Origin of the sequence: Polynucleobacter sp. AM-25C3 (genome assembly GCF_018882335.1) — a bacterium.
GTDB lineage: Bacteria > Pseudomonadota > Gammaproteobacteria > Burkholderiales > Burkholderiaceae > Polynucleobacter.
This window is the reverse complement of record NZ_JACVOS010000001.1, coordinates 37501-63682: the sequence shown is the minus strand read 5'-3', so window position 1 is coordinate 63682 and position 26182 is coordinate 37501. Positions and strand designations below refer to the sequence as shown.

24 protein-coding genes are annotated in these 26182 nt (G+C 46.9%); 7 read left to right on the top strand and 17 right to left on the bottom strand.

From position 1 onward, the window contains the following. Nucleotides 1-23 precede the first annotated feature (23 nt). The 6 genes from ICN12_RS00320 to ICN12_RS00295 form a co-directional block, all read right to left on the bottom strand. Nucleotides 24-263, bottom strand: a complete 240-nt coding sequence (locus tag ICN12_RS00320; protein ID WP_216270021.1) for a helix-turn-helix domain-containing protein — start codon at nt 261-263, stop codon at nt 24-26. Nucleotides 264-291: 28 nt separating this feature from the next. Further along, nucleotides 292-1308 carry a tRNA dihydrouridine synthase DusB gene (dusB, locus tag ICN12_RS00315; RefSeq protein WP_216270020.1) on the bottom strand — a complete coding sequence of 339 codons (1017 nt, stop codon included), beginning with the start codon at nt 1306-1308 and terminating at the stop codon, nt 292-294. Between the two features lie 149 nt (nt 1309-1457). Next, nucleotides 1458-2615 (bottom strand): FAD-dependent monooxygenase, encoded by a 1158-nt coding sequence (locus ICN12_RS00310; protein ID WP_216270019.1) that lies wholly within the window; start codon nt 2613-2615, stop codon nt 1458-1460. A gap of 32 nt (nt 2616-2647) precedes the next feature. Then, nucleotides 2648-4018 carry an aminopeptidase P N-terminal domain-containing protein gene (locus ICN12_RS00305; protein WP_370624905.1) on the bottom strand — a complete coding sequence of 457 codons (1371 nt, stop codon included), beginning with the start codon at nt 4016-4018 and terminating at the stop codon, nt 2648-2650. Beyond that, a complete protein-coding gene (gene murU / locus ICN12_RS00300) occupies nt 4011-4727 on the bottom strand; it encodes an N-acetylmuramate alpha-1-phosphate uridylyltransferase MurU (protein ID WP_216270017.1) in 717 nt (238 codons plus the stop codon). Before murU ends, ICN12_RS00305 begins: the two co-directional genes overlap by 8 nt. Before the next feature lie 12 nt (nt 4728-4739). Beyond that, nucleotides 4740-5741 carry an aminoglycoside phosphotransferase family protein gene (locus ICN12_RS00295; protein WP_216270016.1) on the bottom strand — a complete coding sequence of 334 codons (1002 nt, stop codon included), beginning with the start codon at nt 5739-5741 and terminating at the stop codon, nt 4740-4742. Nucleotides 5742-5774: 33 nt separating this feature from the next. Between ICN12_RS00295 and ICN12_RS00290 the strand changes: the two genes are divergently transcribed. The 4 genes from ICN12_RS00290 to rsmA are packed head-to-tail and all read left to right on the top strand — an operon-like array spanning nt 5775 to nt 11536. Beyond that, nucleotides 5775-8318 (top strand): LPS-assembly protein LptD, encoded by a 2544-nt coding sequence (locus ICN12_RS00290; RefSeq protein ID WP_216270015.1) that lies wholly within the window; start codon nt 5775-5777, stop codon nt 8316-8318. Continuing rightward, a complete protein-coding gene (locus tag ICN12_RS00285) occupies nt 8315-9766 on the top strand; it encodes a peptidylprolyl isomerase (protein WP_216270014.1) in 1452 nt (483 codons plus the stop codon). Before ICN12_RS00290 ends, ICN12_RS00285 begins: the two co-directional genes overlap by 4 nt. Next, nucleotides 9741-10760 (top strand): 4-hydroxythreonine-4-phosphate dehydrogenase PdxA, encoded by a 1020-nt coding sequence (gene pdxA, locus ICN12_RS00280; RefSeq protein ID WP_216270013.1) that lies wholly within the window; start codon nt 9741-9743, stop codon nt 10758-10760. The genes ICN12_RS00285 and pdxA overlap by 26 nt, the downstream gene beginning before the upstream one ends. Then, a complete protein-coding gene (rsmA, locus tag ICN12_RS00275; RefSeq protein WP_216270220.1) occupies nt 10760-11536 on the top strand; it encodes a 16S rRNA (adenine(1518)-N(6)/adenine(1519)-N(6))-dimethyltransferase RsmA in 777 nt (258 codons plus the stop codon). The genes pdxA and rsmA overlap by 1 nt, the downstream gene beginning before the upstream one ends. 19 nt (nt 11537-11555) lie before the next feature. On the opposite strand, the gene ICN12_RS00270 is transcribed toward rsmA, so the two are convergent. The 9 genes from ICN12_RS00270 to ICN12_RS00230 are packed head-to-tail and all read right to left on the bottom strand — an operon-like array spanning nt 11556 to nt 21554. Then, nucleotides 11556-12290: a lysophospholipid acyltransferase family protein gene (locus tag ICN12_RS00270; protein WP_216270012.1), complete on the bottom strand. Its 735-nt coding sequence runs from the start codon at nt 12288-12290 to the stop codon at nt 11556-11558. A gap of 7 nt (nt 12291-12297) precedes the next feature. Continuing rightward, on the bottom strand, nt 12298-12870 hold the full coding sequence (gmhB, locus tag ICN12_RS00265; RefSeq protein WP_216270011.1) for a D-glycero-beta-D-manno-heptose 1,7-bisphosphate 7-phosphatase: 573 nt from the start codon (nt 12868-12870) through the stop codon (nt 12298-12300). Further along, nucleotides 12867-15005 (bottom strand): glycine--tRNA ligase subunit beta, encoded by a 2139-nt coding sequence (glyS, locus tag ICN12_RS00260; protein WP_216270010.1) that lies wholly within the window; start codon nt 15003-15005, stop codon nt 12867-12869. The genes gmhB and glyS overlap by 4 nt, the downstream gene beginning before the upstream one ends. 16 nt (nt 15006-15021) lie before the next feature. Continuing rightward, nucleotides 15022-15906: a glycine--tRNA ligase subunit alpha gene (glyQ, locus tag ICN12_RS00255; RefSeq protein WP_216270009.1), complete on the bottom strand. Its 885-nt coding sequence runs from the start codon at nt 15904-15906 to the stop codon at nt 15022-15024. Between the two features lie 60 nt (nt 15907-15966). Continuing rightward, nucleotides 15967-17445: an apolipoprotein N-acyltransferase gene (gene lnt / locus ICN12_RS00250; protein WP_216270008.1), complete on the bottom strand. Its 1479-nt coding sequence runs from the start codon at nt 17443-17445 to the stop codon at nt 15967-15969. A gap of 56 nt (nt 17446-17501) precedes the next feature. Then, nucleotides 17502-18341, bottom strand: a complete 840-nt coding sequence (locus tag ICN12_RS00245) for a CorC family transporter (RefSeq protein WP_216270007.1) — start codon at nt 18339-18341, stop codon at nt 17502-17504. A 56-nt stretch (nt 18342-18397) separates the two neighbouring features. After that, entirely contained in the window at nt 18398-18874 is a 477-nt protein-coding gene (gene ybeY / locus ICN12_RS00240) for an rRNA maturation RNase YbeY (protein WP_216270006.1), read from the bottom strand. Nucleotide 18875: 1 nt separating this feature from the next. Beyond that, complete coding sequence (gene miaB / locus ICN12_RS00235; RefSeq protein WP_216270005.1) at nt 18876-20234, bottom strand: tRNA (N6-isopentenyl adenosine(37)-C2)-methylthiotransferase MiaB; 1359 nt, start codon at nt 20232-20234, stop codon at nt 18876-18878. A 57-nt stretch (nt 20235-20291) separates the two neighbouring features. Then, nucleotides 20292-21554 (bottom strand): putative Na+/H+ antiporter, encoded by a 1263-nt coding sequence (locus ICN12_RS00230; RefSeq protein ID WP_216270004.1) that lies wholly within the window; start codon nt 21552-21554, stop codon nt 20292-20294. Nucleotides 21555-21635: 81 nt separating this feature from the next. On the opposite strand from ICN12_RS00230, the gene ICN12_RS00225 reads away from it, so the two are divergent. Both ICN12_RS00225 and htpG read left to right on the top strand, forming a co-directional pair. Further along, entirely contained in the window at nt 21636-22046 is a 411-nt protein-coding gene (locus ICN12_RS00225) for a rhodanese-like domain-containing protein (RefSeq protein ID WP_216270003.1), read from the top strand. Nucleotides 22047-22130: 84 nt separating this feature from the next. Continuing rightward, a complete protein-coding gene (htpG, locus tag ICN12_RS00220; protein WP_216270002.1) occupies nt 22131-24032 on the top strand; it encodes a molecular chaperone HtpG in 1902 nt (633 codons plus the stop codon). 103 nt (nt 24033-24135) lie between these two features. On the opposite strand, the gene ICN12_RS00215 is transcribed toward htpG, so the two are convergent. Together ICN12_RS00215 and ICN12_RS00210 are read right to left on the bottom strand one after the other, a co-directional pair. Beyond that, on the bottom strand, nt 24136-24423 hold the full coding sequence (locus ICN12_RS00215) for a YMGG-like glycine zipper-containing protein (protein WP_216270001.1): 288 nt from the start codon (nt 24421-24423) through the stop codon (nt 24136-24138). A gap of 48 nt (nt 24424-24471) precedes the next feature. Next, entirely contained in the window at nt 24472-24834 is a 363-nt protein-coding gene (locus ICN12_RS00210; protein WP_216270000.1) for a Rap1a/Tai family immunity protein, read from the bottom strand. Nucleotides 24835-24945: 111 nt separating this feature from the next. On the opposite strand from ICN12_RS00210, the gene ICN12_RS00205 reads away from it, so the two are divergent. Then, on the top strand, nt 24946-26175 hold the full coding sequence (locus ICN12_RS00205) for an ammonium transporter (RefSeq protein WP_216862109.1): 1230 nt from the start codon (nt 24946-24948) through the stop codon (nt 26173-26175). Nucleotides 26176-26182: the final 7 nt, after the last annotated feature.

The following is a 26182-nucleotide window of genomic DNA, read 5'->3' as shown; positions in this document are numbered from 1 at the left end:
AGAATGGGGTGTTTGGTGATGACTTATTTCAAGAGTTGGTGTTCGACCAACTTCTTGTGAAGGGTGTTGCGATTAATGCCAAGGTACTGTGCAGCCAATGATTGATTCTGCTTGGCGTGCTGCATCACTAATTCCAGCATGGGCTTTTCAACAACCGCTAGAACCATTTGGTACAAGTCAGATGGGGGCGTTCCTTTGAGATCTTCTAGGTACTGTTGTAACTGGGTCTCAATGCATTCAGTGATGGGGTGCTTATTGGTCATGGGTAAATTAAATAAGTAAAAACTAAATTTAGGCGGCTTCTAAAAATAACAAATGATCTGAGTGGGATTTCATTTCATCAAAAAAAGCATTCACCATTTGCAGTTGTGTTTTGCAATCATCGGCAGTATTCATTTTTTGGCGGAAGGCATGAGAGTCACGCAAGCCTTTGCAGTACCAGCCGATATGTTTGCGTGCTGTGCGTAAACCAACGTATTCACCATAGAACTCATAGTGATCAAGCAGATGGACATTCATGATGTCCTGAATCTCATTGACTTGCGGTGTCGGTAATTTGCCACCCGTTTCCAGAAAGTGATTGATCTCGCGAAAGATCCAAGGACGCCCTTGAGCGGCGCGACCAATCATGATGGCATCCGCCCCAGTTTCTTTTAAAACAAATTCTGCTTTTTCTGGAGTGGTGATGTCACCATTCGCTACTACCGGAATTGCCACACTGTTTTTTACTGCCGTAATGGTTTCGTACTCAGCTTCGCCGTGATACAGATCTGCTCTCGTGCGACCATGAACTGTCAGCATCGAAATGCCAGATTTTTCTGCGAGGCGGGCTATATCGATAGCATTTTTATGCTCGCGATCCCAGCCTGTGCGAATCTTCAGCGTTATCGGCACTGCATCAGGTCCTATGCCCACAGCCTGGACTACGGCTTCCAAAATTTGCTGCACTAGGGGTTCGTCCCTTAATAGTGCTGAACCAGCAGCAACGTTACATACCTTTTTAGCTGGGCAACCCATATTGATATCGATGATTTGAGCCCCATGATCGACATTGAGTTTGGCCGCTGCAGCCATCATGCGAGGATCTGCACCAGCAATTTGGACTGCGATGGGCTTGAATTCACCTTGGTGATTGGCGCGACGTTGGGTTTTCTCACTCTTCCATAGCAAGGCATTTGACGCAATCATTTCAGAAACAGCGTAACCAGCACCTAGCTTTTTACAAAGCTGACGAAACGGGCGATCAGTTACCCCAGCCATGGGGGCAACAAATAGTCTATTTGCGAGTAGGTGTGGGCCAATCTTCATGTATTTCAGGGTGGATTCTGGAGGGCTTCTCGTGCTGGGGAAGGGTGTCACTTTAGCACAAGTCAGCCTAAATCTGCCTAAAAAATAGGCAGATTGCTTGTTTTAAATCAAACGGACAATGCTTGTATTTGGAGGGCTATTTCAGCCTCTTAGCGCCTGCCAAACATCATCTGGCGAGCTAAGGCTGTCTTGAGTGGAGGTAGCCATTGGAGGGCTGATAAAGCCAATCCTCGGCCAATCACAATCGGAAGTAGATTGGATGTGAAGATTCTGGCCATGAAGTCAGTTAGACCGATGGTGGCGGTGCGATCCTCTCTTCTGCTGAGGGCGTAATCTTGCAGAGTCGCCTCAATAGCTAAAGCAGTTTTTTGATCTTCCGGCTTAGAAAAGAGGGCGCTGAGTTTTTCCGAGAGGAGGTAAGCATCTCTTAGTCCAAGATTGAGGCCTTGTCCAGCAACAGGATGCAATGTCTGAGCAGCATTGCCAATCCAGACTTCATTACCTTGGTTAATTTCTTTGTGGTAATTAAGGCCTAGCTCATAGAGACGACGGTCTTGGATTTTTACAAATTGCCCGATGCGTGATCCAAATTCAGCTTGCAGGCTTTTCAGAAACTCAGCGTCACTTAAAGCGAGGCGAGCTTGTGAAGAGCTTGGCGATCCACACCAAACGAGATTCAGAATATTGGGGCCATAGTGGCTTGGTAGAACAGCTAAAGGACCTTCGGATGTGAAGCGCTCCCAGGCTTGGTTTGGCGCTGCATTCTCAACCTCAACTAAGCCTACCAATGCAGATTGCTCATAGTCTCGACCCGACTCAACCCAATCCTGCTTCTTAAATAAACCGCCCTCAGCATGAACTACGCAGTTGGCCTCAATAGTGCCAGCGTTGGCATTAGCATCTATGTGGCGCCACACAAAATTGGGACTCTTCTTTTGAATGACTCTTAATGCCTTACGTAGGGTAAGGTGAATATCGCGATAGCGAATGATATGACCCAGCGCATCTTGTTTGAGTTCTTCGCGTGTCATCAGTGCGCGACCAAAACGGCCCGCTTGCGAGACATGGACCTGGTGAATATCTGCACATTCAGAAGGCCACGCATCGATGGTGTCGAGCAATAGCTTGCTGCCATGCGATAGGGCAATGCCTCTACTATCTGCGGCTGCTAAGTCTGCATCATCAAGAGGGTTGCGATCTAGTAGTGCAATCTTTGCTTCTGGGAATTTTTGTAAGCACCATGCAGCGCAGGCTAAGCCTACTGGCCCACCGCCCTGAATCACAATATCGAAGTTTTCTACTTGCATGCTTGGTGATTTAATTTCTATTGAGTCGCGTCTTAATTGTTCTTCATCAGTGCTTCGATTTCATCGGCCTTCACTGGTACGCCACGAGAAATCAACTCACATCCAGAATCATTGACTACTGCATCATCTTCAATGCGGATGCCGATATTCCAAAAGCGCTCATCCACATCATCTGCTCGACGAATATATAGACCTGGCTCGATAGTGAGGGTCATGCCTGGTTTCAGTACGCGCCATGGTTTTTCTGAAGAATCCTTTGCCGTGCCGAGTGGTTCGCGATACGAGCCAACATCATGTACGTCCATGCCTAACCAGTGTGAGGTGCGGTGCATATAGAAGCGGCGATAGGCGCCAGTTTCGATGGCGTTATCTAATGAGCCCAAGTCAGATAATTTGAGAAGCCTCTCATCGAGCAAACCTTGAGTCAGCACTTTTAGGGCGGCCTCATGTGGCTGCATGAAAGTATTGCCTGGCTTGGTCACAGCAATAGCGGCTTCTTGCGAAGCTAGTGTGATGTCATACAGGGCGCGTTGCGGACCGGAAAATTTTCCATTTACTGGGAAGGTGCGGGTGATATCTGAGGCGTAGCCATCTAACTCACAGCCTGCATCTATCAAGCACAGTTCGCCGCTAAGAAGTTCGTTATCGCCTGCGCGGTAATGAAGGATGCAGGAATTGGCGCCACCAGCAACAATGCTGTTGTACGCCACGCTTTGCGCACCGCCATGACGAAACTCATGGAGTAATTCTGCTTCCAGATGGTACTCACGCATTCCTGGTTTGCACGCTTGCATTGCTCGGATGTGGGCACGCGCAGAAATTACCGCAGCACGACGCATGATGTCAATTTCATGTGCGTCTTTAAATAAACGCATTTCATGAATCAAGCTTTCGACATCATGAAACTCCGAAGGTGGATTGATGCCAGCTCGAGCTTGACCTCGTAATTGTTTCATCCAATGACGCAAACGACGGTCCGTCTCAGCACTTTCTGATAGACGAATATAGATGGCATCCTGATCTGCTAATAATTCACTTAATTCACTATCCAGATCATGATTGCTATGGGCATGTTCTACTCCTAGGGCTGCAGGGGCAGCCTCTGGCCCTAAGCGAATGCCGTCCCAAATCTCGCGCTCCGTATCTTTCGGTCGACAAAACAGATGGGACTCTAATTGAGGCTGTGAGCTTGACCCCGCGACTTTTAGTACCAACGTTGCGCCTGGTTCTTCAAAGCCGGTCAGGTAGAAAAAATCACTGTCGTGACGATATGGAAATTCACTATCCCGATTGCGAGAAGTCTCGGGCGCCGTAGTGATGATGGCAATACCGCCACCAGTTTTGGCACAGATCAGTTTTGCCAGCTCAACTCGGCGTTGTTGGTAAATAAGGGATTTATTCATTAGCTGCATTGAGCTCTTGTAATCGTTGGGGTGTACCTACATCGTGCCATGGTCCAGTATATTTTTCACCGGATACTCTATTTTCAGCCATGGCCTCTCTAAGGAGGGGTGCTAGCTTGGCAGGGGTGCCTAGTTCTAAGTCTTTAAATAGATCTCGGTGATATAGCCCAATTCCAGAAAAAGTGAGCTTTTCAGCCCCATCCAAGGGTTCATTGGACACTCGGGAGTCTTGGAGATAAAAGTCCCCCTCCGGGTGCTGAACTGGGTTCGGAACCATCAACAGATGTGCCAAAGGCGTATTTGGCATGCTACGTAAGCTAGAAACTTGGTCCAAAAGCTGCTGAATTGGAAGATTTGGGCTAAAAACATCCCCATTGATGGCTAGGAAATAATCGCTAGGGTTGAGCAAAGGCAGAGCCTTACGAATACCCCCCGCCGTTTCGAGGGGACTGGCTTCCGGAGAGTAGGTGATGTGGAGGCCGAATTGACTACCATTGCCTAGGGCTAATTCAATTTTCTGGCCAAGCCATGCGTGGTTAATCACCACTTGTTTGATTCCTGCTTTATTCAATGTTTCCAAATGCCAGGCAAGCAAGGATTTGTTCTTGATGGTCAGGAGCGGCTTAGGCAAATCATCTGTTAATGGACGCATGCGCTCGCCTCGACCTGCGGCAAGTAAAAAACACGGAATGAGATTGCTCTTATTCATGATGAATTGCCGTCATTCTTTGGTTGGGCGCGTCGATTCCAGAATACGTGCCAATGGCTTTAATTCGATATAACGATTGGCTGTCGCAATTGCATACTTTAGTACCAAGGGAATGTCTTTAAGGTAGCCATCTTTTCCATCGCGATGAAAGAGTCTTGCAAAAATACCTAAAACTTTAAGGTGACGTTGTAATCCCATCCATTCGAAGTCGCGATAGAACTGGCCAAAATCATCTGTCATCGGAAGTCCGGCTTTGCGACCAGCTTCCCAGAATTTAATCACCCAATCAATTACCCGTTCTTCCGGCCAAGCAATGTAAGCATCGCGCCAGAGTGAAGATGCATCGTATGTAATCGGCCCATAAACTGCATCTTGAAAATCAATCACGCCTGGATTATTTTTTTCAGTCACCATGAGATTGCGTGAATGGTAATCGCGATGAACATAGACTTTTGCCTGCGCTAAATTATTCTCAATGATGAGCGCAAAAGCTTGCTTGATTTGAGATTGTTGAATTTCAGTCAATTCGATCTGCAAGTGTTTCTGTATGTACCACTCTGGGAATAAATCCAATTCTCGTTGTAAGAGTGCTTCATCGTAGTTTGGCAATACATCCGGTTTACTGGCCAATTGCATTTGCACCAAAGCATGTGTCGCATCTTTATACAGATAATCTGCACTCTCATTATTGAGTTCGGCCAGATAAGTTTTAGTACCTAAATCATTTAATAGAAGAAAGCCCTCGGCTACATTTTTTTCTAGAATTTTAGGAACGTTTAAACCGGCATTTTCGAGCAATAAATCGACCTTGATGAAGGCGTCTAAGGGCTCGTGTTGGGGTGGGGCGTCCATTACGATCAAAGTCGGAAAATCTAGGTTTTTGGACTCAATTCGGAAATACCGCCGAAAGCTGGCATCTGCCGAGGCTGGGGTCAAGGTGGGGAGATCTAATTGCCAGTTAGGTTCAAGGCCTTTTAGCCAGTTGCGGAGGGTATCTAAGCGAGAGTCAGTCATGGTCGATTCGTATAATAAGGCGGGTCTGGATCTATGAGTCATTATCGCCGTCGCGCCGGCCTTTGCGCCCCTCTTTTTTTAGCTGTCACCCTCCGCATAATGATGGGGGTTGCATTGTCGCAATTTGCTCTCCCAAGTATTGCCCAAGCACCAGCACCTTTACCCCCTTCTTCGCAGTCTTTAGGCAGCTCCGCCAACTCCGTTTTAATCCCTGATCGTGGTGATGTCACCGTCCTAAAGCTAGATGATCAACTGCGTGTTGGAAAGCCCATTGAGGATGGCAATGCATTAACCTTTACATCTAGTGATTCGATTGATGGAATCGTTGATAGAGAAATGCGTTTAAAAGGCCGTGCGCAAATTCGTCGAAATGGCACAGTCATTAAAGCTGATGAAATTAAATATGATCCCGATTCTGATGTTGCAAATTTATTGGGCAATACCGAATTTTCAAAAGGGAATACATCATTCAAGGGGCCGAAAGCACGCTTCAGAGTAGATGCGCGTGAAGGAGAAATGGAAACTCCTAATTACGAACTACGTGATAACCGTGCAAGTGGTAATGCCAAAAAATTAACAATTCAAACCTCTGATGTATTTGTGTTTGATAAGGCTACGTATACAACCTGCACCCCAGAAAATTTGGATTGGTATTTCACGGCCAGTACGCTGGAGATTGATAACGAGCAAAAAGAAATGGTTGGTACGCACGGCGTCATGCGATTCTTTGATGTACCTATTGCTTATGCGCCTTACTTCAGCGCCCCAACATCGAATCAGCGTCGCTCTGGCATATTGTCCCCGGTTGCTGGCTATAACTCTAACAATGGTATTGATGTCACGCAACCTTACTATGTCAATATCGCACCGAATCGTGATTTGTTATTGGTACCTCGAGTGATGGGTCAGCGAGGTGTTCAACTAGGTGCCAAATACCAATTCTTGGACCCACTGTATTCCGGCACGCTTGGTGGTGATTATCTTCCCTACGACCGTAAAACTGGTACAGATCGTTGGCGTTATGACTGGCAGCAGAGGCAATCATTCTCTGGCGGCCTTGGGCTCGGCGGTATTCCGATGCCGGGCTCATGGACGGGCTATGCGAACGTTGCCCGAGTTTCGGATAATTTATACCCCACAGACTTTTCTCAAAGTATTGCGGGCGCTGTTACCAGTCAGTTCCGTCAAGAGGTCGGAACAACCAAAAATCTGACGGGCAGCCTAGGTAATTGGAATGTGGCTGCTAAGGCAGTTACTTTTCAGACCTTGCAGCCTGACCCAACTAGCACGGTGCAATCTCCATACAACGTACTGCCAAACATCAATGCAAGCTATAGCAATCGCCTAACGCCCACGGTTGCGGATGCAAGTGGGAAGTATTTAGCCTTACCCTCGGGGCCTGTGACCACGTTTTCTACTGATTTCACGCGATTTGCTTATAACGTTAATAGTAATTTAGCGGCAGCGCCAGCGGGCTACCTTTATAGCCAAGCAGATCGGACCGTAATTAAGGGCGCGATGGCTTTGCCGCAGATTACCCCTGGTTACTACATTACCCCTAAGGTAAGTTTTCAGTCCAATACCTATGCTGCTACCGCAGCGGTGACTAGCAATAACCCCTTGGGTGCTGCCCCTCCTGTACAGGGGTTTACTATCCCCACTTTTAGTCTGGACTCAGGTCTTGCTTTTGAGAGAGATGCGGCTGAATTAAAAGGCTTCTTTGGGCGAGACATGCTCCTCACCATGGAGCCGAGGGCCTTTTATGTCTACACCCCTTATCAAAGTCAGGCCCTCACTCCCTTGTTTGATACAACGGATGCTGGTTTTGGTGTGACCCAGATATTTAGTGAAAATACGTTTATTGGTAATGACCGTATTGCGGATAACAATAAGTTAACAGGCGGTATTACTAGTCGCATGATTGAGGCCAATACTGGTGCTGAACGTGCAAACGTGACCATTGCGCAAAGACAAGACTTTACTGGGCAACGGGTGGGGCTTAATGGCAATATCGCTAATCCCACAACCTATTCAGATACCCTGGGGTCGGGTTCAGTTCGTCTGCTTGGAAACTTTAGTGCAGACATGTTCGGTCAGTACAACACGCAATTAAATAAATTTGTTCAGACCACAGTTGGTGGCAGTTGGCGCCCTACACCAGGTAGAAGTTTGAACTTTGGGTATCGAAACGTTTGGACTCCCCCAACACAGGCTTTTGGCCCTACTCCCGCAACATTGGCACAAACAACCACTGATCAATACAACATCTCGGGCCAGTGGCCGCTTACTCGTGAGGTTTCAGTCTTGGGCCGCTGGGGTTATGACGCTTTAACGACCAAAACGCTCAATACCCTGGTGGCTTTGGAATGGATGCGAGACTGTTGGACTTTGCGTGGGGCCTACTCGCAGATGCTCAATACCTCACAAATAACCACCACTCAAGTTTTATTCCAAATAGAATTTAGGGGCTTTGGTAGTGCTGGAAGTAATCCAGTTGATATCATGAAGCTTAATGTTCCCGGATATATGCCTACTTCTAAGCCTATACCACCTTCAATATATGAGAACTATCAATGATGCGTAGGAATCGATTTAAACAAGCTCTTGCAGCCATGATTTTGGCTGGCGCTGCTTTCATGCCTCAATTTGCATTTGCGCAAGATGGCTCAAAGACTTCTGGCGATAGCAAAATTCGCAATATTGATGGTGTAGCGGCAGTGGTGAATACGGGTTATGTGACCCGCAAAGAGATTGATGATCGTATTGCGGCGCTGCAAAAGCAGGGAACCAAGCTTCCTGATGCCACCACGTTGCGCAAGACTGTACTTGAGCGCCTCATCATTGAAAAGATTCAGTTGCAAAACGCTGAGCAAGAAGGTGTCGTAGTTAGCAATAAGGAAATCGATAAAATTATTGGTGATATCGCTGCTAAAAATAAATTAACCGTTGCTGAGTTAAAAGTAAAAATTGCCGCTACTGGCAGTACTTATGAGCGTTATCGCCAAATGTTGCGGGATGATGTAATTATTAGTCGCTATCGTGAGCGTGAAATTGAGGGCAAGATCAAGATTTCTGACGCTGAAATTGATAATTTCATTACCGACCGAAATCGTGCGGTAGCTGGCGGAGGAAAAGCAACGCGTTCAACTCCAGCTGTAAAGGGTGAGCCAGAAGAAATTGATGTTGCGCAAATTTTTGTTCCTGCTGACGCTGGCGCAGGTGCTGGTGCCCAAGCTGAGGCAAAGAAGAAAGCAGAAGCACTATTACGTGAAGCACGTGGCGATGTGGATTTCTTGCAACTCGGTGCTATGGCCGCAAAAGATAATCCAAAGATTAAGTTTCAGGAGTTGGGTTATCGGACTCCAGATCGCTTGCCGCAATTATTTTATGAGGCTGTTAGAAATACTGGTAGCGGTCAAGTTGCCAATACGGTCGTGAAGAGCCCTGCTGGTTATCACGTTCTCAAAGTTCTGGATCGTCGTGCGCTGGTAGCAGGCGCCCCTGAACCACAGCAGGCTGCCCCACAGGAGAGCACACCATCAACGCCGCAGAACATTATGGTGACGCAGACTCTGTCCCGTCATATTTTGTTGCGTAGTCGCGCTGGATTGACCGATCAGGATGCGGAAAGACGTCTGGCGGGCTATCGTGATCAGGTTCGCACAAAGACTGCTGATTTTGGTGAGTTAGCTAAAAAGTATTCTGAAGATGGATCCGCTGCAAACGGTGGAAATCTTGGCTGGATGGGTCCTGGTGATTTGGTTCCGGAGTTTGATCAAGCAATGAATCGCCTCCAAATTGGTGAAGTGAGCAATCCAGTCAAATCTGAATTCGGTTGGCATTTAATTCAAGTGCTCGAGCGTCGCGAAGCGCAGTTGACTGTGGAGAAGCAACGTCAATTTGCTCGCGCAGCAATTCGTGAGCGCAAGTTTGAGCAGGCCTACCAAGATTGGTTACGTGAATTACGCGATACGGCAACGGTCAAGATCATTAACGCAGATGATCCAGCATCAAGTCCCCGTTAATTTAGTTATAAGCTCTGGCGAGCCTGCAGGGGTTGGTCCAGAGGTTTCTATCGCAGCTGCACTTGCCTTCCTGAAAGAGCGGTCTGAGGTGAGTATTACCTTGCTTGGCGATCCCAGTCTATTTTCAGCATCTGATATCCCTAAAGAGCTATCGGCTCGCTTAAGGGTGGAGCCCATCCTATTAGCTTCACCGGTAATGCCGGGCCAGCTAAATCCCGCTAATGCGCAATATGTTCTCAATATCCTTGATACTGCAGTTCTTGGATGTCTTGATGGACGCTTTGATGCCATGGTGACTGCGCCAATACAAAAGAGCGTTATCAATGAAGGAAATACTTCAAGTGATTTGCTGTTTACTGGACATACCGAATATCTGGCCAAGCTCTGCAATCAAGACCATGTTGTCATGATGTTGTGTGCGACTTTGCCAGCAGGCTTTCTAGGTTTGCGGAAAAGTCGTGAGCTTCGAGTGGCTCTAGTAACAACGCATCTGCCACTAAAGGAAGTATCTTCCGCATTGAACCGTGAGCATATTCTAGAAACCATCCGAATTGTTGAGCATGACTTGCGTACAAAATTTGCTATCGCTAGACCTGTGATTCGAGTGGCTGGTCTAAATCCGCATGCGGGTGAGTCGGGCTACCTTGGGCGCGAAGAGATTGATGTCATTGCGCCGGCTATCGAAGCGGCTAAAAGTTTAGGTATTCAGGTGAGCGGACCTTATCCAGGGGACACTATGTTTGATGCCAATGTTTTGGATAGTGTGGATGCATTTATTGCGATGTATCACGATCAAGGTTTGGCACCATTCAAGTTTGTGAGTTTTGGTGGTGGCGTCAACGTCACTTTAGGCTTGCCGATTATTCGTACTTCGGTAGATCATGGTACTGCGCTAGATATTGCCGGTAAAGGAATTGCAGATTCTGGCAGCATGCTTGAAGCCTTAAGACTTGCTTATCAGCTAGCAGTACATTCTCAGAATGCAAAAATATGATGCATCGCGCTCGTAAACGATTTGGTCAAAACTTTTTGCAAGACTCAGGAGTCATTTACTCGATAGTGGCCGCAATCAATCCCAGTGAAAATATGCACGTGATTGAAATTGGCCCGGGACTGGGTGCATTGACTAGACCTTTGCTAAACAATCTTGATCACTTAGATCTCCTGGAGATTGATCGAGATTTGGTTGCCTACTGGAATCAAGAAAATCTCAAAGGACTCAATGTTATTGAGGGAGATGCTCTCAAGTTTGATTTTCTGGAGTGGGCAAGTGCACGTCCAGCCAATAGTGGGCTATGCAAGGTAGTGGGTAATTTGCCTTACAACATCTCATCCCCATTACTCTTTCATTTGGTTTCGGCGGCTCATGCGATTGATGAGCAAGTATTTATGTTGCAAGCTGAAGTGGTGGAGCGCATGGTCTCTAAGGCTGGTGGTTCTGAATTCAGCAGGCTTTCGGTCATGCTGCAAGCGCGCTACGACATGGAACTTGTCTTAGAAGTTCCTCCCGAGGCATTTGACCCGCAACCTAAAGTCAATTCGGCTGTAGTGCGAATGATTCCAAGGCGAGATTTCAACCTAAGTGATGCCCAGTGGCATGCTTTAGAAAAGGTGGTTGCAGCAGCTTTTTCCCAAAGACGAAAAATGTTGCGCACGAACTTATCCGTTTTTGCTGATCGACTGGCTTTATCAGAGTCTGAATTAAAGGCACGCGCTCAGGATATTCCAGTAGAGCGCTATATTGAATGGGCTAAGGTCTTAGCTGCATAAATAAGCAAGCAGAAATCAGCTACTGATAAGCAGCCGGATCGATTACCCGCATCTCTGCTTCAATCCACTTTTCTACTTCTTGATGAAGTTGCCCGCCTGTTTTTCCGGCGGAGGTAATAGCAGGGCCGATTGAGAAGATCACTGTTCCAGGTTGCTTTAGAAAGCTATTCTTAGGCCAGCAACGACCTGCATTATGGGCAATTGGAATAACCAAGGCCTCTGTGGCACTCGCAAGCCTTGCGCCACCTTTGCTGTAGGGCTTATGTGATCCGGTAGCTGTTCTAGTGCCTTCCGGAAATAGCAAAATCCATCTACCCTCACTTAAACGTTTTTTACCTTGACCCACTACTGAGAGGGCGGCAGTTTCTTTGCTATTACGATTGATGTGAATCATCTTGAGCAAAGCCAAAGCCCAGCCAAAGAAGGGGATCCAAAGCAATTCTCTTTTGAAAACGAAGCAGACTTGTTTGGGAAGACAGGCGATATAGAAAATAGTTTCGTAAGCGGATTGATGCTTACTCAGTACGACAACGGGCTTATCCAAAACCGCCATCATGTTTTCCATGCCACGAATCTCGTAACGAATTCCACAGAGGGGTTGCAAGATCCAAATTACTACTTTGTTCCAGAGACCGATAAAGCGATAGCGATTCTCAGGATTTAAGAACGGAAAAACGAGAATGCAAAGTACCGACCAAATAGGCGTGAATATCAGCAAGAAGAGTGTAAACAGGGCGGAGCGGATAAAAGTCATATTTGCATTAAACCCTATCTTGTAAGAGTGCATTAGCAAATGCCAATAAATCCGCATGAATTTGCGTGCCTTCTGGGAGATCACCTTTATCGAGGGTTTTTCTACCTTTACCCGTCAATACTAAATGGGGGCTAGCACCCAGAGCGATTCCTGCCTGAAGGTCCCGCAAAGAGTCCCCCACAATCGGAACACCCAATAAAGGGGTGCTGCTATTGTTTTTCTTATAGCGCAGGGCGATTTCTTTCATCATCCCTGGCAGGGGTTTGCGACAGTCACAACTATTGGCATCGGTATGTGGGCAGAAGAAAATGCTGTCGATATGCCCGCCTAAGGGCTTTAAGAGTTTATCCATCTTGCCATGCATGGCATGCAGATCGTTGATATTGAAATAGCCCCGCGCCAAACCTGACTGATTGGTTGCTACGGCAATTTGGTAGCCCGCTTGATTGAGTAGTGCAATTGCCTCTAGGCTGCCTGGCAGCGGAATCCATTCTTCACTCGACTTCACATAATCATCTCGATCTTCATTGATCACGCCATCGCGATCAAGAATGATCAATTTAGAAGAGCTGGTGCTCATGCTAGCTTGCCGAGGTCGGCAATGAGATTCATTTTCTGGTGAAGTTGTTGCAGGAGGGCTAAGCGGTTATCGCGTAACTCTGGATTGGGGTCCATCACCATGACATCGGCAAAGAATTGATCAATTGGAGCGCTCAGTGCTACAAGCGCCTTCAGTAGATCTACAAACTGACGTTTCTCGTAAGCTGAAGTCAGTTTCGGGGTAATGTTTTCAAGCGCCTGATGCAATGCAATTTCAGCGGGCACTTGCAAGAGCTTGCTTGAGCAAGCCGCTGGAATGGTTGTAGCATTCTTTTTAAGGATATTGCTAATGCGCTTATTGGCAGCAGCTAACTGTGCGGCTTCTGCTAGGGCATTAAACTCACGCAAAGCAGTCAGGCGATCAATCAAATCGTTTAGTTGAGCGGGTGACTGGCTCAATACTGCATCAATCTCTTCAGTCGTGAATGGCTTGCCAGCAACCGCTTGATCACGCAAGTAAGCGCGCAGACGATCAATAATGAAGGCGTAGATATCTTCAGCCTTTGCTTTTTCTTGAACGTCTTGCTGTGGAAATTGTTTGCGAGCCAGCTCAATTAACTCAGGCAGACTCAGGCTGAGATTCTTCTCTAGCAAGAGTCGGCAGATACCTAAGGCATGACGACGCAAGGCATATGGGTCTTTATCGCCGGTAGGTGCGAGACCAACCCCCCAAATACCAACTAGAGTCTCTAACTTGTCAGCGATGGCCAAGATCGTACCGGTTTGAGTCTGAGGCAATGCATCACCAGCAAAGCGAGGCATGTAATGTTCGCTACAGGCTGATGCTACTTCCAAATTCTCGCCATCATACGTTGCATAGTAGCGACCCATGATGCCTTGGAGTTCTGGAAATTCACCAACCATATCAGTCAGTAAATCCGTTTTAGCAATTTCAGCGGCGCGACTAGCAAGTGTTGTATCTGCAGATAAGGCTTTAGCAATACCTACCGCAATTCCTTGAACACGCTTTGTACGATCCAATTGATTGCCAAGTTGGTTGTGATAAACCACTTTTCCAAGATCGGCTACACGGGATGCCAGCGGACGCTTTTGATCTTGTTGAAAGAAGAAGCGTGCATCAGATAGGCGTGGACGAACCACTCGCTCGTTGCCGGAAATAATCGCTTCAGGCTGATCAGTTTCAATATTGGAAACGATCAAGAATCGATTGCGCAACTTTCCTTGCTTATCAGTCAATGCAAAATATTTTTGATTGGTTTGCATGGTCAAGATTAAACATTCTTGTGGAACTTCCAAGAATTCTTGATCAAAATGACATTCATAAATTGCTGGCCACTCTACTAAAGCTGTCACTTCATCTAGCAAGCTATCTGGCATCAACACTAAATCAGTGCCGGCAGCCTTTAATAAAGCAGATTCGATCAATTCACGACGCTTGTTAAAGCTTGGCAATACTTTTGCCTTAGTGGTGAGGTCAGATTCATACTGATCAGCAGAGGCGATCGTAATGACGCCCGGAGCCAGAAAGCGGTGGCCTTCTGTTTGGTTTGCTGCATTAATCCCTAGTGCACTGATATTCAGTGCTTGTTTGCCATGCAGGGCAATGATGCGGTGTGCAGGACGCGCAAACTCAACATCTGCCAATTCGCCATTTTTCTGAAGCACTTGGTAGTGCATCATTTTGGCGATGGGTAATTTGTTTAATGTCTGCTCGAGTGCTTGTTGAGCAGTCTGCTCTAATACTGCACCTTTTGCGATGACGTTGAGATAGAGCGCTTCATTTTTACCTTCGCCAGATTTCTCGAGCGTAGCAATATCAATATCCGCATAGCCCAAAGAAGCCAATTTCTTTTGCAATGGTGCAGTAGGTTTGCCATCAGCATCAAAAGCAATGCTGGTAGGAAGTAATTTTTCACGCACGGCATAGTCAGAGGCTTGGCTCAAGACATTGCTGATCTGAACGGCAAGTCGACGTGGTGTAGCGTAGCCAGTAGCAACGGAGTTCTCACTCAGTAGGCCGGCTATCTTTAAGGCGGAATAAATACCATCGCTAAATGCATCACCTAAGCGGCGCAATGATTTTGGGGGAAGCTCTTCAGTGAATACTTCAATCAGGAGATTGTCTGATTGAGAGAGAGGGTTCGTTGTACTCATAATTAGTTTGTATTGCTTATGCTTTGGATTGGCGTTGGCACATCGGGAACCCCAACTTCTCTCGAGACTCAAAGTAAGCCTGCGCTACTGCGCGAGAAAGATTGCGGATGCGTCCGATATAAGCCGCACGCTCTGTAACCGAGATAGCGCCACGGGCATCGAGTAAGTTGAAAGTATGTCCGGCCTTGAGCACCATTTCATAAGCGGGTAAGGCTAGGGGCACCTCCATCAAACGCTTGGCTTCACTTTCATAGTTAGTGAAGTTTGCAAACAGCATGTCGGTATTGGAGTGCTCAAAGTTGTAGCAAGATTGCTCCACTTCGTTCTGGTGATACACGTCACCATAAGAAATCCCGTCTGCCCAAACAAGGTCGTAGACGTTGGAACAATTTTGGATATACATTGCCAAGCGCTCGATACCGTATGTGATCTCGCCTAAAACGGGTTTGCAGTCGATACCGCCCACCTGTTGGAAATAAGTGAATTGCGTGACTTCCATGCCGTTCAGCCAAACTTCCCAGCCCAGCCCCCAGGCGCCCAAAGTTGGGTTTTCCCAGTCATCCTCCACAAAGCGTACATCGTTCTTTTGGAGATCTAAGCCCAAAGCGGCAAGAGAACCTAAGTAAAGCTCAAGAATATTTTCTGGAGCGGGCTTAAGTACTACTTGGTACTGGTAGTAGTGCTGCAGACGATTCGGGTTCTCGCCGTAGCGACCATCTTTGGGTCTACGTGAGGGTTGGACGTAAGCGGCTTTCCATGGCTCAGGCCCGATGGCCCTCAAGAAAGTGGCTGTATGAGATGTACCGGCACCGACCTCAAGGTCAATAGGTTGCAGTAGGGCACAACCTTGTTGGTCCCAGTAATCTTGGAGTTTGAGAATGATTTGCTGAAAAGTAAGCATGATTAACCTGGCTAAGCCTTTGATTTTACATGGCTTAGCGAGCAAACCATGAAATAGCGATTAAATCCGTCTTTGGCGAATGAAGCCGAGGATGAGTAGGAGACAAGAAAGGCTCAAAATGGGGATATTCCCCCAGATGACATACGGTGTTTTGCCGGAGAAAGCTTGTACACTAGTCTTTAAGATGCCTTGGGTGAACTTGGGTAGCTCTGCCAAGACTTTTCCATCTGGCCCTAATGATGCCGTGATTCCCGTATTAGTGGCACGTAGCGCAGGAAGCCCCGTCTCCAGTGAGCGCAATTGAGAAAGTCTTAATTGTTGGGTCGGCGCTTGAGAATCCCCAAACCATGCCAGATTGGTCATATTGATCAGGAGGTTGGCTGACTCTTTGCTATTGCGCAAGCGCGCAGCTAACTCATCCCCAAATACATCCTCGTAGCAAATAGTGATGGCTGCGTATAGTGGCAATTGCCCTTCTCTATTGATCAAGAAGAAGGGTTGATTTTGAGACCCCCTGGAAAAATCACTCAAGGGAACGCTAAATGCGTTTACAAACCAGCGAAACCCAGGGGGGATAAATTCTCCAAAAGGAACTAGGTGGGATTTATCGTAACGATATGGCGGGTTGCTTGGGCTAAGGCCAATCGCTCGATTAGAAAACTCCCTGCCATCTGCGGGATTAAAGTGGCGCCCCAAGATACCAAACAACAGAAAGCTCTTCTTCTCAGTTGCATAGCCTTGTAGATCTTCAAGAGTACCCGCAGGTAAGTTTGTCTCTGGCCATGGAAGTGCCGTTTCCGGAGATACCACCAAGTCTGCCTGCGAATCGGCCATAGCTGATTTATAAAATGCAATTTGTTGCAACATCCCCTCTGGTTTAAAAACTAAGCTCTGAGCAACATTTCCCTGGATGAGTTGTACGCTAAGTGGCTCGCCTGTTGGTTTTGTGAAAGACCAAAGAGTGAGGGTCTGACTAAGTCCAATGAGGCAAACCAAGCTCAGGGCAGTTGTTTTGAAGTGTGTCTTTATGGAGAGTAGTTGCCAAGAGGCCAGCACCACAAAAAAAGTGCAGCCCAATCCCCCGAGATAAGGGGCGATTGGCGCAAAAGGACCATAGGCTTGAGCCTCCGCTAAACCCATCCAAGGAAAGCCGGTAAAAAGCATTCCTCGGAGATATTCAGTTAGCACCCAACTTGCTGCTAGTAGCAGACCTAAAAAATATTTCCCCTTAAACCAATGTAGTGCAAGGGTGGCGCAAGAGAAAAAGAGTGCCAGTAAGCCAGAGAGCAAGATGACGGCTATGCAGGAGAGTATGAGATTCATCCCCCCGATGTCATGCAGGCTAATGAAGATCCACCAGAGCCCCAAGACAAAGTAGCCTAGGCCAAATGAAAACCCAAGCAAAAGAGAATTCTTGAGGCGCGTAGATTGATATTTTCTGATTTGCCACCAGACCAAGCTCATGATCGGAATCTGAATCCATCCCCCATATGGCAACTCTGCAGCTCCAGCAAGAATTGCGCCAAGAGCGAACAACATGAGTAAGCCGATGCTGTTGCTAAGCCTTGGCAGTGGCCGATCAATCAAAGGAGTTCTCAGTCGGGCTTTTTGGGAATTTGCCGTGCGAGCAGAATATGAATTTGTCTTGGGTCGGCCCGCTGAACCTCAAATTCAATACCATCAATCTTAATGAGTTCACCAATTTTAGGCACCCGTCCAAGATGTTGAATGACAAGGCCGGCAACGGTTTCGATATCGTCATCATGAAATTGAGTGCCCAGCGTCTCATTAAATTGCTCGAGCTCCGTAATACCTTTAACCCGAATGTCGCCATTGTCTAAAGAGATCAGATTATCTGCCTCTTCATCAATATCATGCTCATCTTCAATATCACCAACAATTTGCTCAAGCACATCTTCAATTGTAATGACGCCAGCAATCCCGCTATATTCATCTACAACAATGGCTAGGTGATTGCGGTTGTCTTTAAAGTCACGGAGCAGAACGCTCAAACGTTTAGATTCCGGAATAAATACTGCTGGGCGGAGCCAATCACGTACTTGAAAATCTTTTTCGGTGGAATGACGCAATAAATCTTTTGCCAACAAGGTGCCAATGACATTGTCGCGACTACCTTCAAAAACAGGGAAACGAGAGTGGGCGGCAGTGATGACACTTTTGATAATTTGAGATAAAGGCAGGTTGATGTCGATCCAGTCGATTTGGGCTCTTGGCACCAAAATATCGCGGGCGCACAATTGGCCAACCTGAAAGACGCCCTCGATCATGGAGAGGGCATCTGCATCAATTAGGCCCTCGGTCTGGGCTTCTCTGAGTGTATCAATGAGCTCTTGACGTCGTTCTGCTGGGCTGGTTGGCTGTGGTGTTAAAAAATCAGCCAAGCGCTCTAAAAGGGATTTGTTGGGGTCAGGCATATAGCAAGAATATCGCAGAAATAAGTAAATTCGATGAAGAGGCTGGGAAGATTGCTTTAAATAGGTGCGTAAGGGTTTGGAAAGCCGAGGGATTTCAAGAGCTTGATTTCTCGAGACTCCATCTTCTTAGCCTCTTTATCGTTCTCGTGATCTAGACCTTGTGCATGAAGGCAGCCATGAATAATGAGGTGGGCCAAATGCGCTTTGACAGCCTTGCCTTGTTCGGGCGCCTCATTTTGAATAACTGGAAGGCAAAAAATAATATCGGCGGATAAAGCCTTTTTAGTGAGCTCATATGGAAAAGTGAGCACATTGGTCGCCTTATCTTTATTGCGAAAAGCAAAATTCAACTTCTTTCCTTCAGCTGCATTCACAAAGCGCAAGGTGATGAGCCCATTCAATTGAATGGCTGCTTTCACCCATTTTTTAATTGCCGTTAGAGATGCAATTGTAAGAACTTTCTCTTTGATAACGGCGCTAGCAAATTGAATATCAATATCTAGTTTAGAGGGGGATGCTTGCTTGGTCGTCATCTTAATGAGCGCGAATAGGGGAGAGTTCGCTAACGAGATCACCTCGGAGGGTGTAATTGAGCACTTCGGTGATACGAATATCTACCATTTGACCGATGAGTGATTCGATATCTTCATCTGGTGCAGTAAAGTGAATTACGCGATTATTGGCGGCGCGACCTTGTAGGTTCACGCCATCCTTTGCTAAACCTTCAATGAGAACTCGCTCAGTATTGCCGAGCATTTTCTGGCTAATCTGAGTTGCCTGTGACTCTACGAGAGTTAGCAGGGTTTGCAAGCGTTTCAGTTTGACCTCGTAAGACGTGTCATCACTTAAGTTGGCTGCGGGTGTACCAGGGCGTGCGCTGAAGATAAAGCAAAAGCTATTGTCAAAATTGAGCTCTTCAACCATCTTCAGTAGCTTGGCAAAGTCTTCATCAGTTTCGCCAGGAAAGCCCACAATGAAGTCGCTGGATAGCGTCAGGTTGGGCCTCACAGCGCGCATCTTACGAATAATGCTTTTGTATTCCAGTGCGGTATAGCCACGCTTCATCGCAGACAAAACGGAGTCAGATGCATGTTGTACCGGTAAGTGCAAATGGCTCACTAGCTTAGGAGTTTTTGCGTAGACATCAATTAAGCGCTGTGTAAATTCTTTGGGGTGGCTAGTAGTAAAGCGAATTCTTTCAACGCCCGGAATTTCTGCGATGTATTCAATCAGTAGTGCAAAGTCTGCGATCTCTTCGCTGCCCCCCATCTTGCCAAGGTAAGCATTGACGTTTTGACCGAGTAAGACAATTTCTTTCACGCCTTGAGCTGCAAGTCCAGCTACTTCAGTCAATACGTCATCAAAGGGGCGCGATACTTCTTCGCCACGAGTGTAGGGAACTACGCAGTAGCTGCAATACTTTGAGCAGCCTTCCATGATGGAGACATAAGCAGAGCCGCGTGTTTGGCGTGAGGCAGGGAGGTGATCAAATTTTTCTATTTCTGGAAAGGAGATGTCTACCTGAGATCTACCGGTCTCGCGACGTTGAGCAATGAGGTCGGATAAGCGGTGTAGTGTTTGAGGGCCGAAGACCACATCAACATATGGCGCTCTACTGATAATTTGTTGGCCTTCTTGACTGGCAACGCAACCGCCCACGCCGATCAATAAATCGGGCTTAATTTTTTTAAGCTCACGTAGCCGCCCTAAGTCAGAGAAGACTTTGTCCTCTGCTTTTTCGCGAATCGAGCAGGTATTCAGCAGAACCACATCTGCATCTTCTGGGGTATCAGTCATGACCATGCCTTCATTGGCATGTAAGAGGTCGGCCATCTTGCCCGAGTCATACTCGTTCATTTGACAGCCAAAGGTTTTGATATAAAGCTTTTTCATATGCCGTTCTCAGGTTTATAGCTGGGGGCGAAGCTCAGATTTTACGGGATAAGACGTTTAGAGTAGACGGAGAGCCAGAATTGCAACAATGGTTGGCGGAATAGCTGCTACAAACAGTAATCCTGCAGAAACCGCTGCGTTTGGGAAGTAGCTGCGCAAAATCGCGAGTCCTGCAGGGTTGGGGGCATTCGCAATCACGGTTAAGCCACCACCTGCCACTGCGCCGCCAACTAAAGCCAGCTTGAATTCTGGTGAGGTGCCTTGTACTAGCGAGCCTAAATAGGTGAGCGCCGCATTGTCGGTAATCGCTGTTAATGCCAGGCTTCCATAAAACACCGCTGTTGGGCTCATAGTTTCGAGGATCGGTTGTAGCCACCATCCTTGCAGTGCACCTAGGACGACTAATCCACCCAAGAAGAATCCCACTAGCAATGCTTCGCGCAAAATGAGCGGGCTTTGATGTTTTGGGTAGGCAGTTGTGTAGCCAATGAAAAACAGTAGCAGCCACATAAAGATCACTGGGTCATGCGCGAAGCCCACAATTCCCAGCAAAAATAGCAAATGAATTGCCGTAATGGTCAGTGGAATCCGAACGTGATCGGCTTTACTCGTAGGCTCAATGAGTTGTTTGTGAAAGAGTAGGGTTGCGATTGCCGCGTTAATAAAAATGGCAATCGTGGCTTCAAGGCCAAAGTTCGCAAACATGAAAGCCGTACTCCAGCCCCAAGTAGATGCCACCATGAGGACGGGCGGCGCAGCAAAATTGGTGAGCGTGCCACCAATCGAGATATTGACGAATAACACACCTAGGGTGCCAAACAAAAGTGGTGTAGAGCATTTATGGCGATAGACCAGGTCACGCAATAAGAAGGCCGCAAGTGTCATGGCGGCAGGTTCGGTGATCAATGAGCCAAGCAAAGGAGTGACGCTGAGAGTTAAGAAATACAGCGTAGGTGCCTGCTTAGTACGCAAAATCAATTGCACCAACTTACCGAGCTGCTGAAGAAGCTGAGTTGCAAAATGCAGAATGGGTTTGCTACCCGCCACAACCATGATGGCAAAAACAAACAGCGGTTCTGTAAAGTTACGCTTGTTGGCGTACTCTTTTGCAGTTGCCAGATCGTTTGCAAGCCACATAAAAATGATGAGGATGGCAGCCCAAAATCCAAAGACGATTTCGACCTCACCCAGTAGATGCCATAAACCAGCATGCCTTGGGGATTTTTTAGCGAGCGTTTCAAAATAAGAAGTGCAAAAAGTATGCAACACTGCGATAGCAAAAATGATGCTTGCGCCAAGCTCTGTAGGGGTAAAGTTCATGGAGACATATTATCAGGGCAAGCACGTCAGAATGTGCTTAGTGTTAATTGGATAAAAGTATTAGTAATTTAGGAGATATTGATGAAATTGAAGTTAGGCTATCAAGAATTAATTGCAAATGCGATGGCACAAATTGAGACCGTTCCATTGGGGCAAGCGCAAAAACTCCTGGATGATGAAAATACCGTTTTTGTAGATATTCGGGATGTAAGGGAGTTGGAGCGTGATGGCATGATCCCCAACGCAATTCATGCGCCTCGTGGCATGCTGGAATTTTGGGTTGATCCAGATAGCCCTTACTTCAAGCCGATTTTTGGAGAGGGCAAGCGTTTAGTGCTCTATTGCGCATCCGCATGGCGCTCCGCCCTAGCAACAGAAACCCTCCAGAAAATGGGGGTGCCTGGGATTTGTCATCTAGAAGGCGGCTTTAGCGCCTGGAAAAAGGCTGAATTGCCTGTAGCTGAAAAGCATTCAAAGCCACACCCAGGCTAAATTTTCTAATTACTTAGATCTTGAAATGTATTAAATAGCCCCAATGTATAGGGGGTTAAGTTCATTAATGAAGAGGGTATTCGCATGACTGTAGCTAGCAAAGAAACTTTAGGCTTTCAAGCTGAGGTAAAGCAACTTTTACAACTGATGATCCATTCCTTGTATTCCAACAAGGAAATTTTCCTTCGTGAGCTGATTTCGAATGCATCTGATGCGTCAGACAAACTCCGCTTTGAGGGCATTGCGCATCCCGATTGGTATGGTGACGATCCTGATTTGAAGATCAAAGTGAGCTTTGATAAAGCCGCTAGAACGGTAACAATTTCCGATAACGGTATTGGCATGAGTCGCGATGAAGTGATTTCCAATCTCGGAACGATTGCTCGCTCTGGGACCAAAGAATTTTTCTCTAAGCTTTCCGGAGATCAACAAAAGGATGCTGCCTTAATCGGACAGTTTGGTGTGGGTTTCTATTCCGCTTTCATTGTGGCTGATCGCATTACTGTTGAAACCCGTCGTGCAGGTCTGCCAGTGACCGATGGCGTTCGTTGGGAGTCTGATGGCTCAGGTGAATTCACGGTAGAAAGTATTGATCGCCCGCAGCGCGGGACATCAATCACGATGCATCTTCGTGAAGGTGAGGATGACTTCCTTTCGACTCATAAACTGAAATCGATTATTCGCAAGTATTCCGATCACATCTCTTTGCCGATTCAGATGAATATAGAGGAGTGGGATGCTGAGAAAAGTGAACATGTCCTTAAAGATGAATTAGAGAGCATTAACCAATCGAGCGCCTTGTGGGCGCGTGCTAAATCCGAAATCACGGAAGAGCAATACGACGAGTTTTATAAGCATCTTTCACATGATTACGAAAACCCCTTGTGCTACTCCTTAAATAGAGTGGAAGGTCGTAGCGAATTTACGCAACTGCTGTATGTGCCAGCACGCGCACCTTTTGATTTATGGGATCGCAATAAGCGTGGCGGTATTAAGTTGTATGTGAAGCGCGTGTTCATCATGGATGATGCTGAGCAATTGATGCCGATGTATCTGCGCTTTGTCACCGGTGTCATTGATTCAACCGATTTACCTCTCAACGTCTCTCGTGAAATCCTGCAAGAGTCACGCGATGTCAGAGTGATTCGTGAAAGTTCAACAAAGCGCGTACTGAGCATGCTGGAGGATTTGGCTAACAGCGAAGACGAGGCAAAAAAAGAAAAATACCGGACCTTCTGGAGCCAGTTTGGACAAGTGCTTAAAGAGGGGATGGGTGAAGATCAGCCAAACCAAGAGCGCATCTTAAAGCTCTTACGTTTTTCAAGCACCCATACGGATTCTGCAGATCAAACCGTTTCTTTAGCTGAGTATGTCGCACGCATGAAGGAGGGTCAGGACAAGATTTATTACGTTACTGGTGATACTTTTAACGCCGCTAAAAATAGTCCGCATTTGGAGATATTCCGTAAAAAGGGCGTTGAGGTGCTGTTGCTATCTGACCGCGTAGATGAATGGATGCTGTCTTTCTTTACCGAGTTTGATGGCAAGCACATGACTTCAGTCGCCAAGGGTGGGCTGGATCTCGGTAACTTAAGCGATGAGAAGGAAAAGAAAGAGCATGAGCAAACTGAAAAGAATTTCAAGGATTTGCTCGATCGCATGAAGTTGGCCTTAGAAGATAAAGTCAAGGATGTGCGCGTCACCTTCCGATTGACTGATTCTCCAGCATGCTTGGTCTCCGATGAGAATGAGCTCTCTGGTAATTTGTTGCGCATGCTCAAGGCGGCGGGTCAGCAAGCACCAGATACCAAGCCCATCTTGGAGATTAACCCTGAGCATCCTTTGCTGCTGAAGTTGAAATCAGATGACAAGCAATTTGATGAATGGACTCAGGTCTTGTTTGATCAAGCTCTGTTGGCAGAGGGTGGCCAATTGAATGATCCTGCTGCTTATGTAAAACGCATTAATCAGCTATTGCTTTCTTAATTCGTCAAAGCTCCAAAGAAAACCCCGACTGCGTTATTTGCAAGTCGGGTTTTTTATTTTGCTGCGACTAGAACTCAATCTAGCGTGTAAAGCTTTCTAACTTTTACTGAGGCGCTTTAGCTGGCTGATTGTTTTTCCCAGCGTTGTAGCCAGAGTTGTACTCAGAGGCCTGATTTTTTTTGTAAGCGTCGTAAACATAACCAGAAGCTGCACCAACTGCAGCGCCACCTACTGCACCCCAGATTGGGTTACCATGGAAAATGGCCGTGCCAACTGCACCAGCTGCAGCACCGATGCCGGCGCCAGATAAAGTACGTTGCTCAGTATTGCTCATATTAGAGCAACCTGCGATTGCTAAAGTTGCAGCAGTAATAGCAATAATTTTTTTCATATCAAGTGTTCCTTAAGTCTAAATATTGAATTGGCTAATGAACTGCGATTATTTTCTGGCGCAAGGAAAGCGTGCAGCCAAGAAGCCCAAGAAAACACCAGCCGCTGGTTTATCAGAAACCTGTTGGTTTGCTTGCCCAAATTTTACAAATTCACCAATCACTTCATCGCGTGATGGTGCTGGTTGCTTGACGCAAATGTAAGGCTTTGCGCGCTGTGGATGGCGGGTGGCTAAATACGTGTCATAAATAGCGGTTGTGTAACCAACACAGAAACTGCGGGATTCTGGGCTTGCTGGTAATTTGCAAACATTAACGAGTTCTTGGGTGCTTAGTACTTGAACTTTTTCTTGAGCTTGAACTAAGCCAGAAAATGCGGCTAAAGCAGCTAAAACAACTAAAACTTTTTTCATGGGTTCTCCCTTGGGTGTATATGAATTTGATAATAAACCATATTTTGCGTCTTTAATTGCACTAATTTAGTGCAATCGTGCCTGAAATTGGTCTTTATATTCCCCATAATGATGCAAAAAACATGGGGGGTTGTTTCAGTGGAAACTTTGAAATCAGGCAGCGACGTCTTATTCATTTTGCTCGGTGCCATCATGGTTCTGGCGATGCATGCGGGATTTGCATTTCTGGAATTGGGCACAGTCCGTAAAAAGAACCAGGTGAATGCCTTGGTCAAAATCTTGGTCGACTTTGCAGTGTCGACAATTGCCTATTTCTTTATTGGCTACAGCATTGCTTATGGCGTGGACTTTTTCTCGGGTGCAGAATTGCTGGCCCAGAAAAATGGCTATGAGTTAGTTAAATTCTTTTTCTTGCTAACTTTTGCTGCTGCTATTCCAGCGATTATTTCTGGCGGTATTGCGGAGCGCGCGAAGTTTAACCCTCAGCTCATTGCCACCTTTATCTTGGTTGGCTTCATCTACCCTTTCTTCGAGGGCATTGCTTGGAATCAGCACTATGGAATTCAAGCGTGGATTAAGTTACTGACTGGCGAAGAGTTTCATGACTTTGCCGGCTCGGTTGTGGTGCATGCAGTTGGCGGTTGGATCGCGTTGCCAGCAGTCATCCTTCTCGGAGCGCGTCGTGGTCGTTACACCAAAGATGGCAACGTTGCGGCACATCCTCCTTCAAGTATTCCGTTCTTAGCTTTAGGTGCGTGGATTTTGGCGGTAGGTTGGTTTGGTTTTAACGTGATGAGTGCGCAGACTATTGATAAGGTCAGCGGCCTAGTGGCGATGAACTCGTTGATGGCGATGGTTGGTGGCACCTTGGCTGCATGGGTGATTGGTCGTAATGACCCCGGCTTTACCTATAACGGCCCATTAGCCGGTCTTGTCGCTGTGTGCGCAGGCTCGGATTTAATGCATCCCATGGGTGCTTTAGTAGTTGGCTTAATTGCTGGTGCTCTCTTTGTGTATATGTTTACCTTGGTGCAAAACCGCTGGAAGATTGATGATGTTCTGGGTGTTTGGCCTTTACATGGCTTGTGCGGTCTGTGGGGTGGTTTAGCTGCGGGTATTTTTGGGGCAAAAGCGCTCGGCGGTCTTGGCGGCGTGACTTTCTTGGGTCAGCTGATTGGTAGTGGCTTAGGAGTTGCTATTGCATTAGTTAGCGGTTTTGTGGTCTATGGATTACTTAAGGCTGTTTTAGGTATCCGGATGTCGCATGAAGAAGAGTTTGACGGTGCGGACATTAGTATTCACCGTATTTCATCTACGCCAGATCGTGAGCCTAACTGGTAGGCTTTCT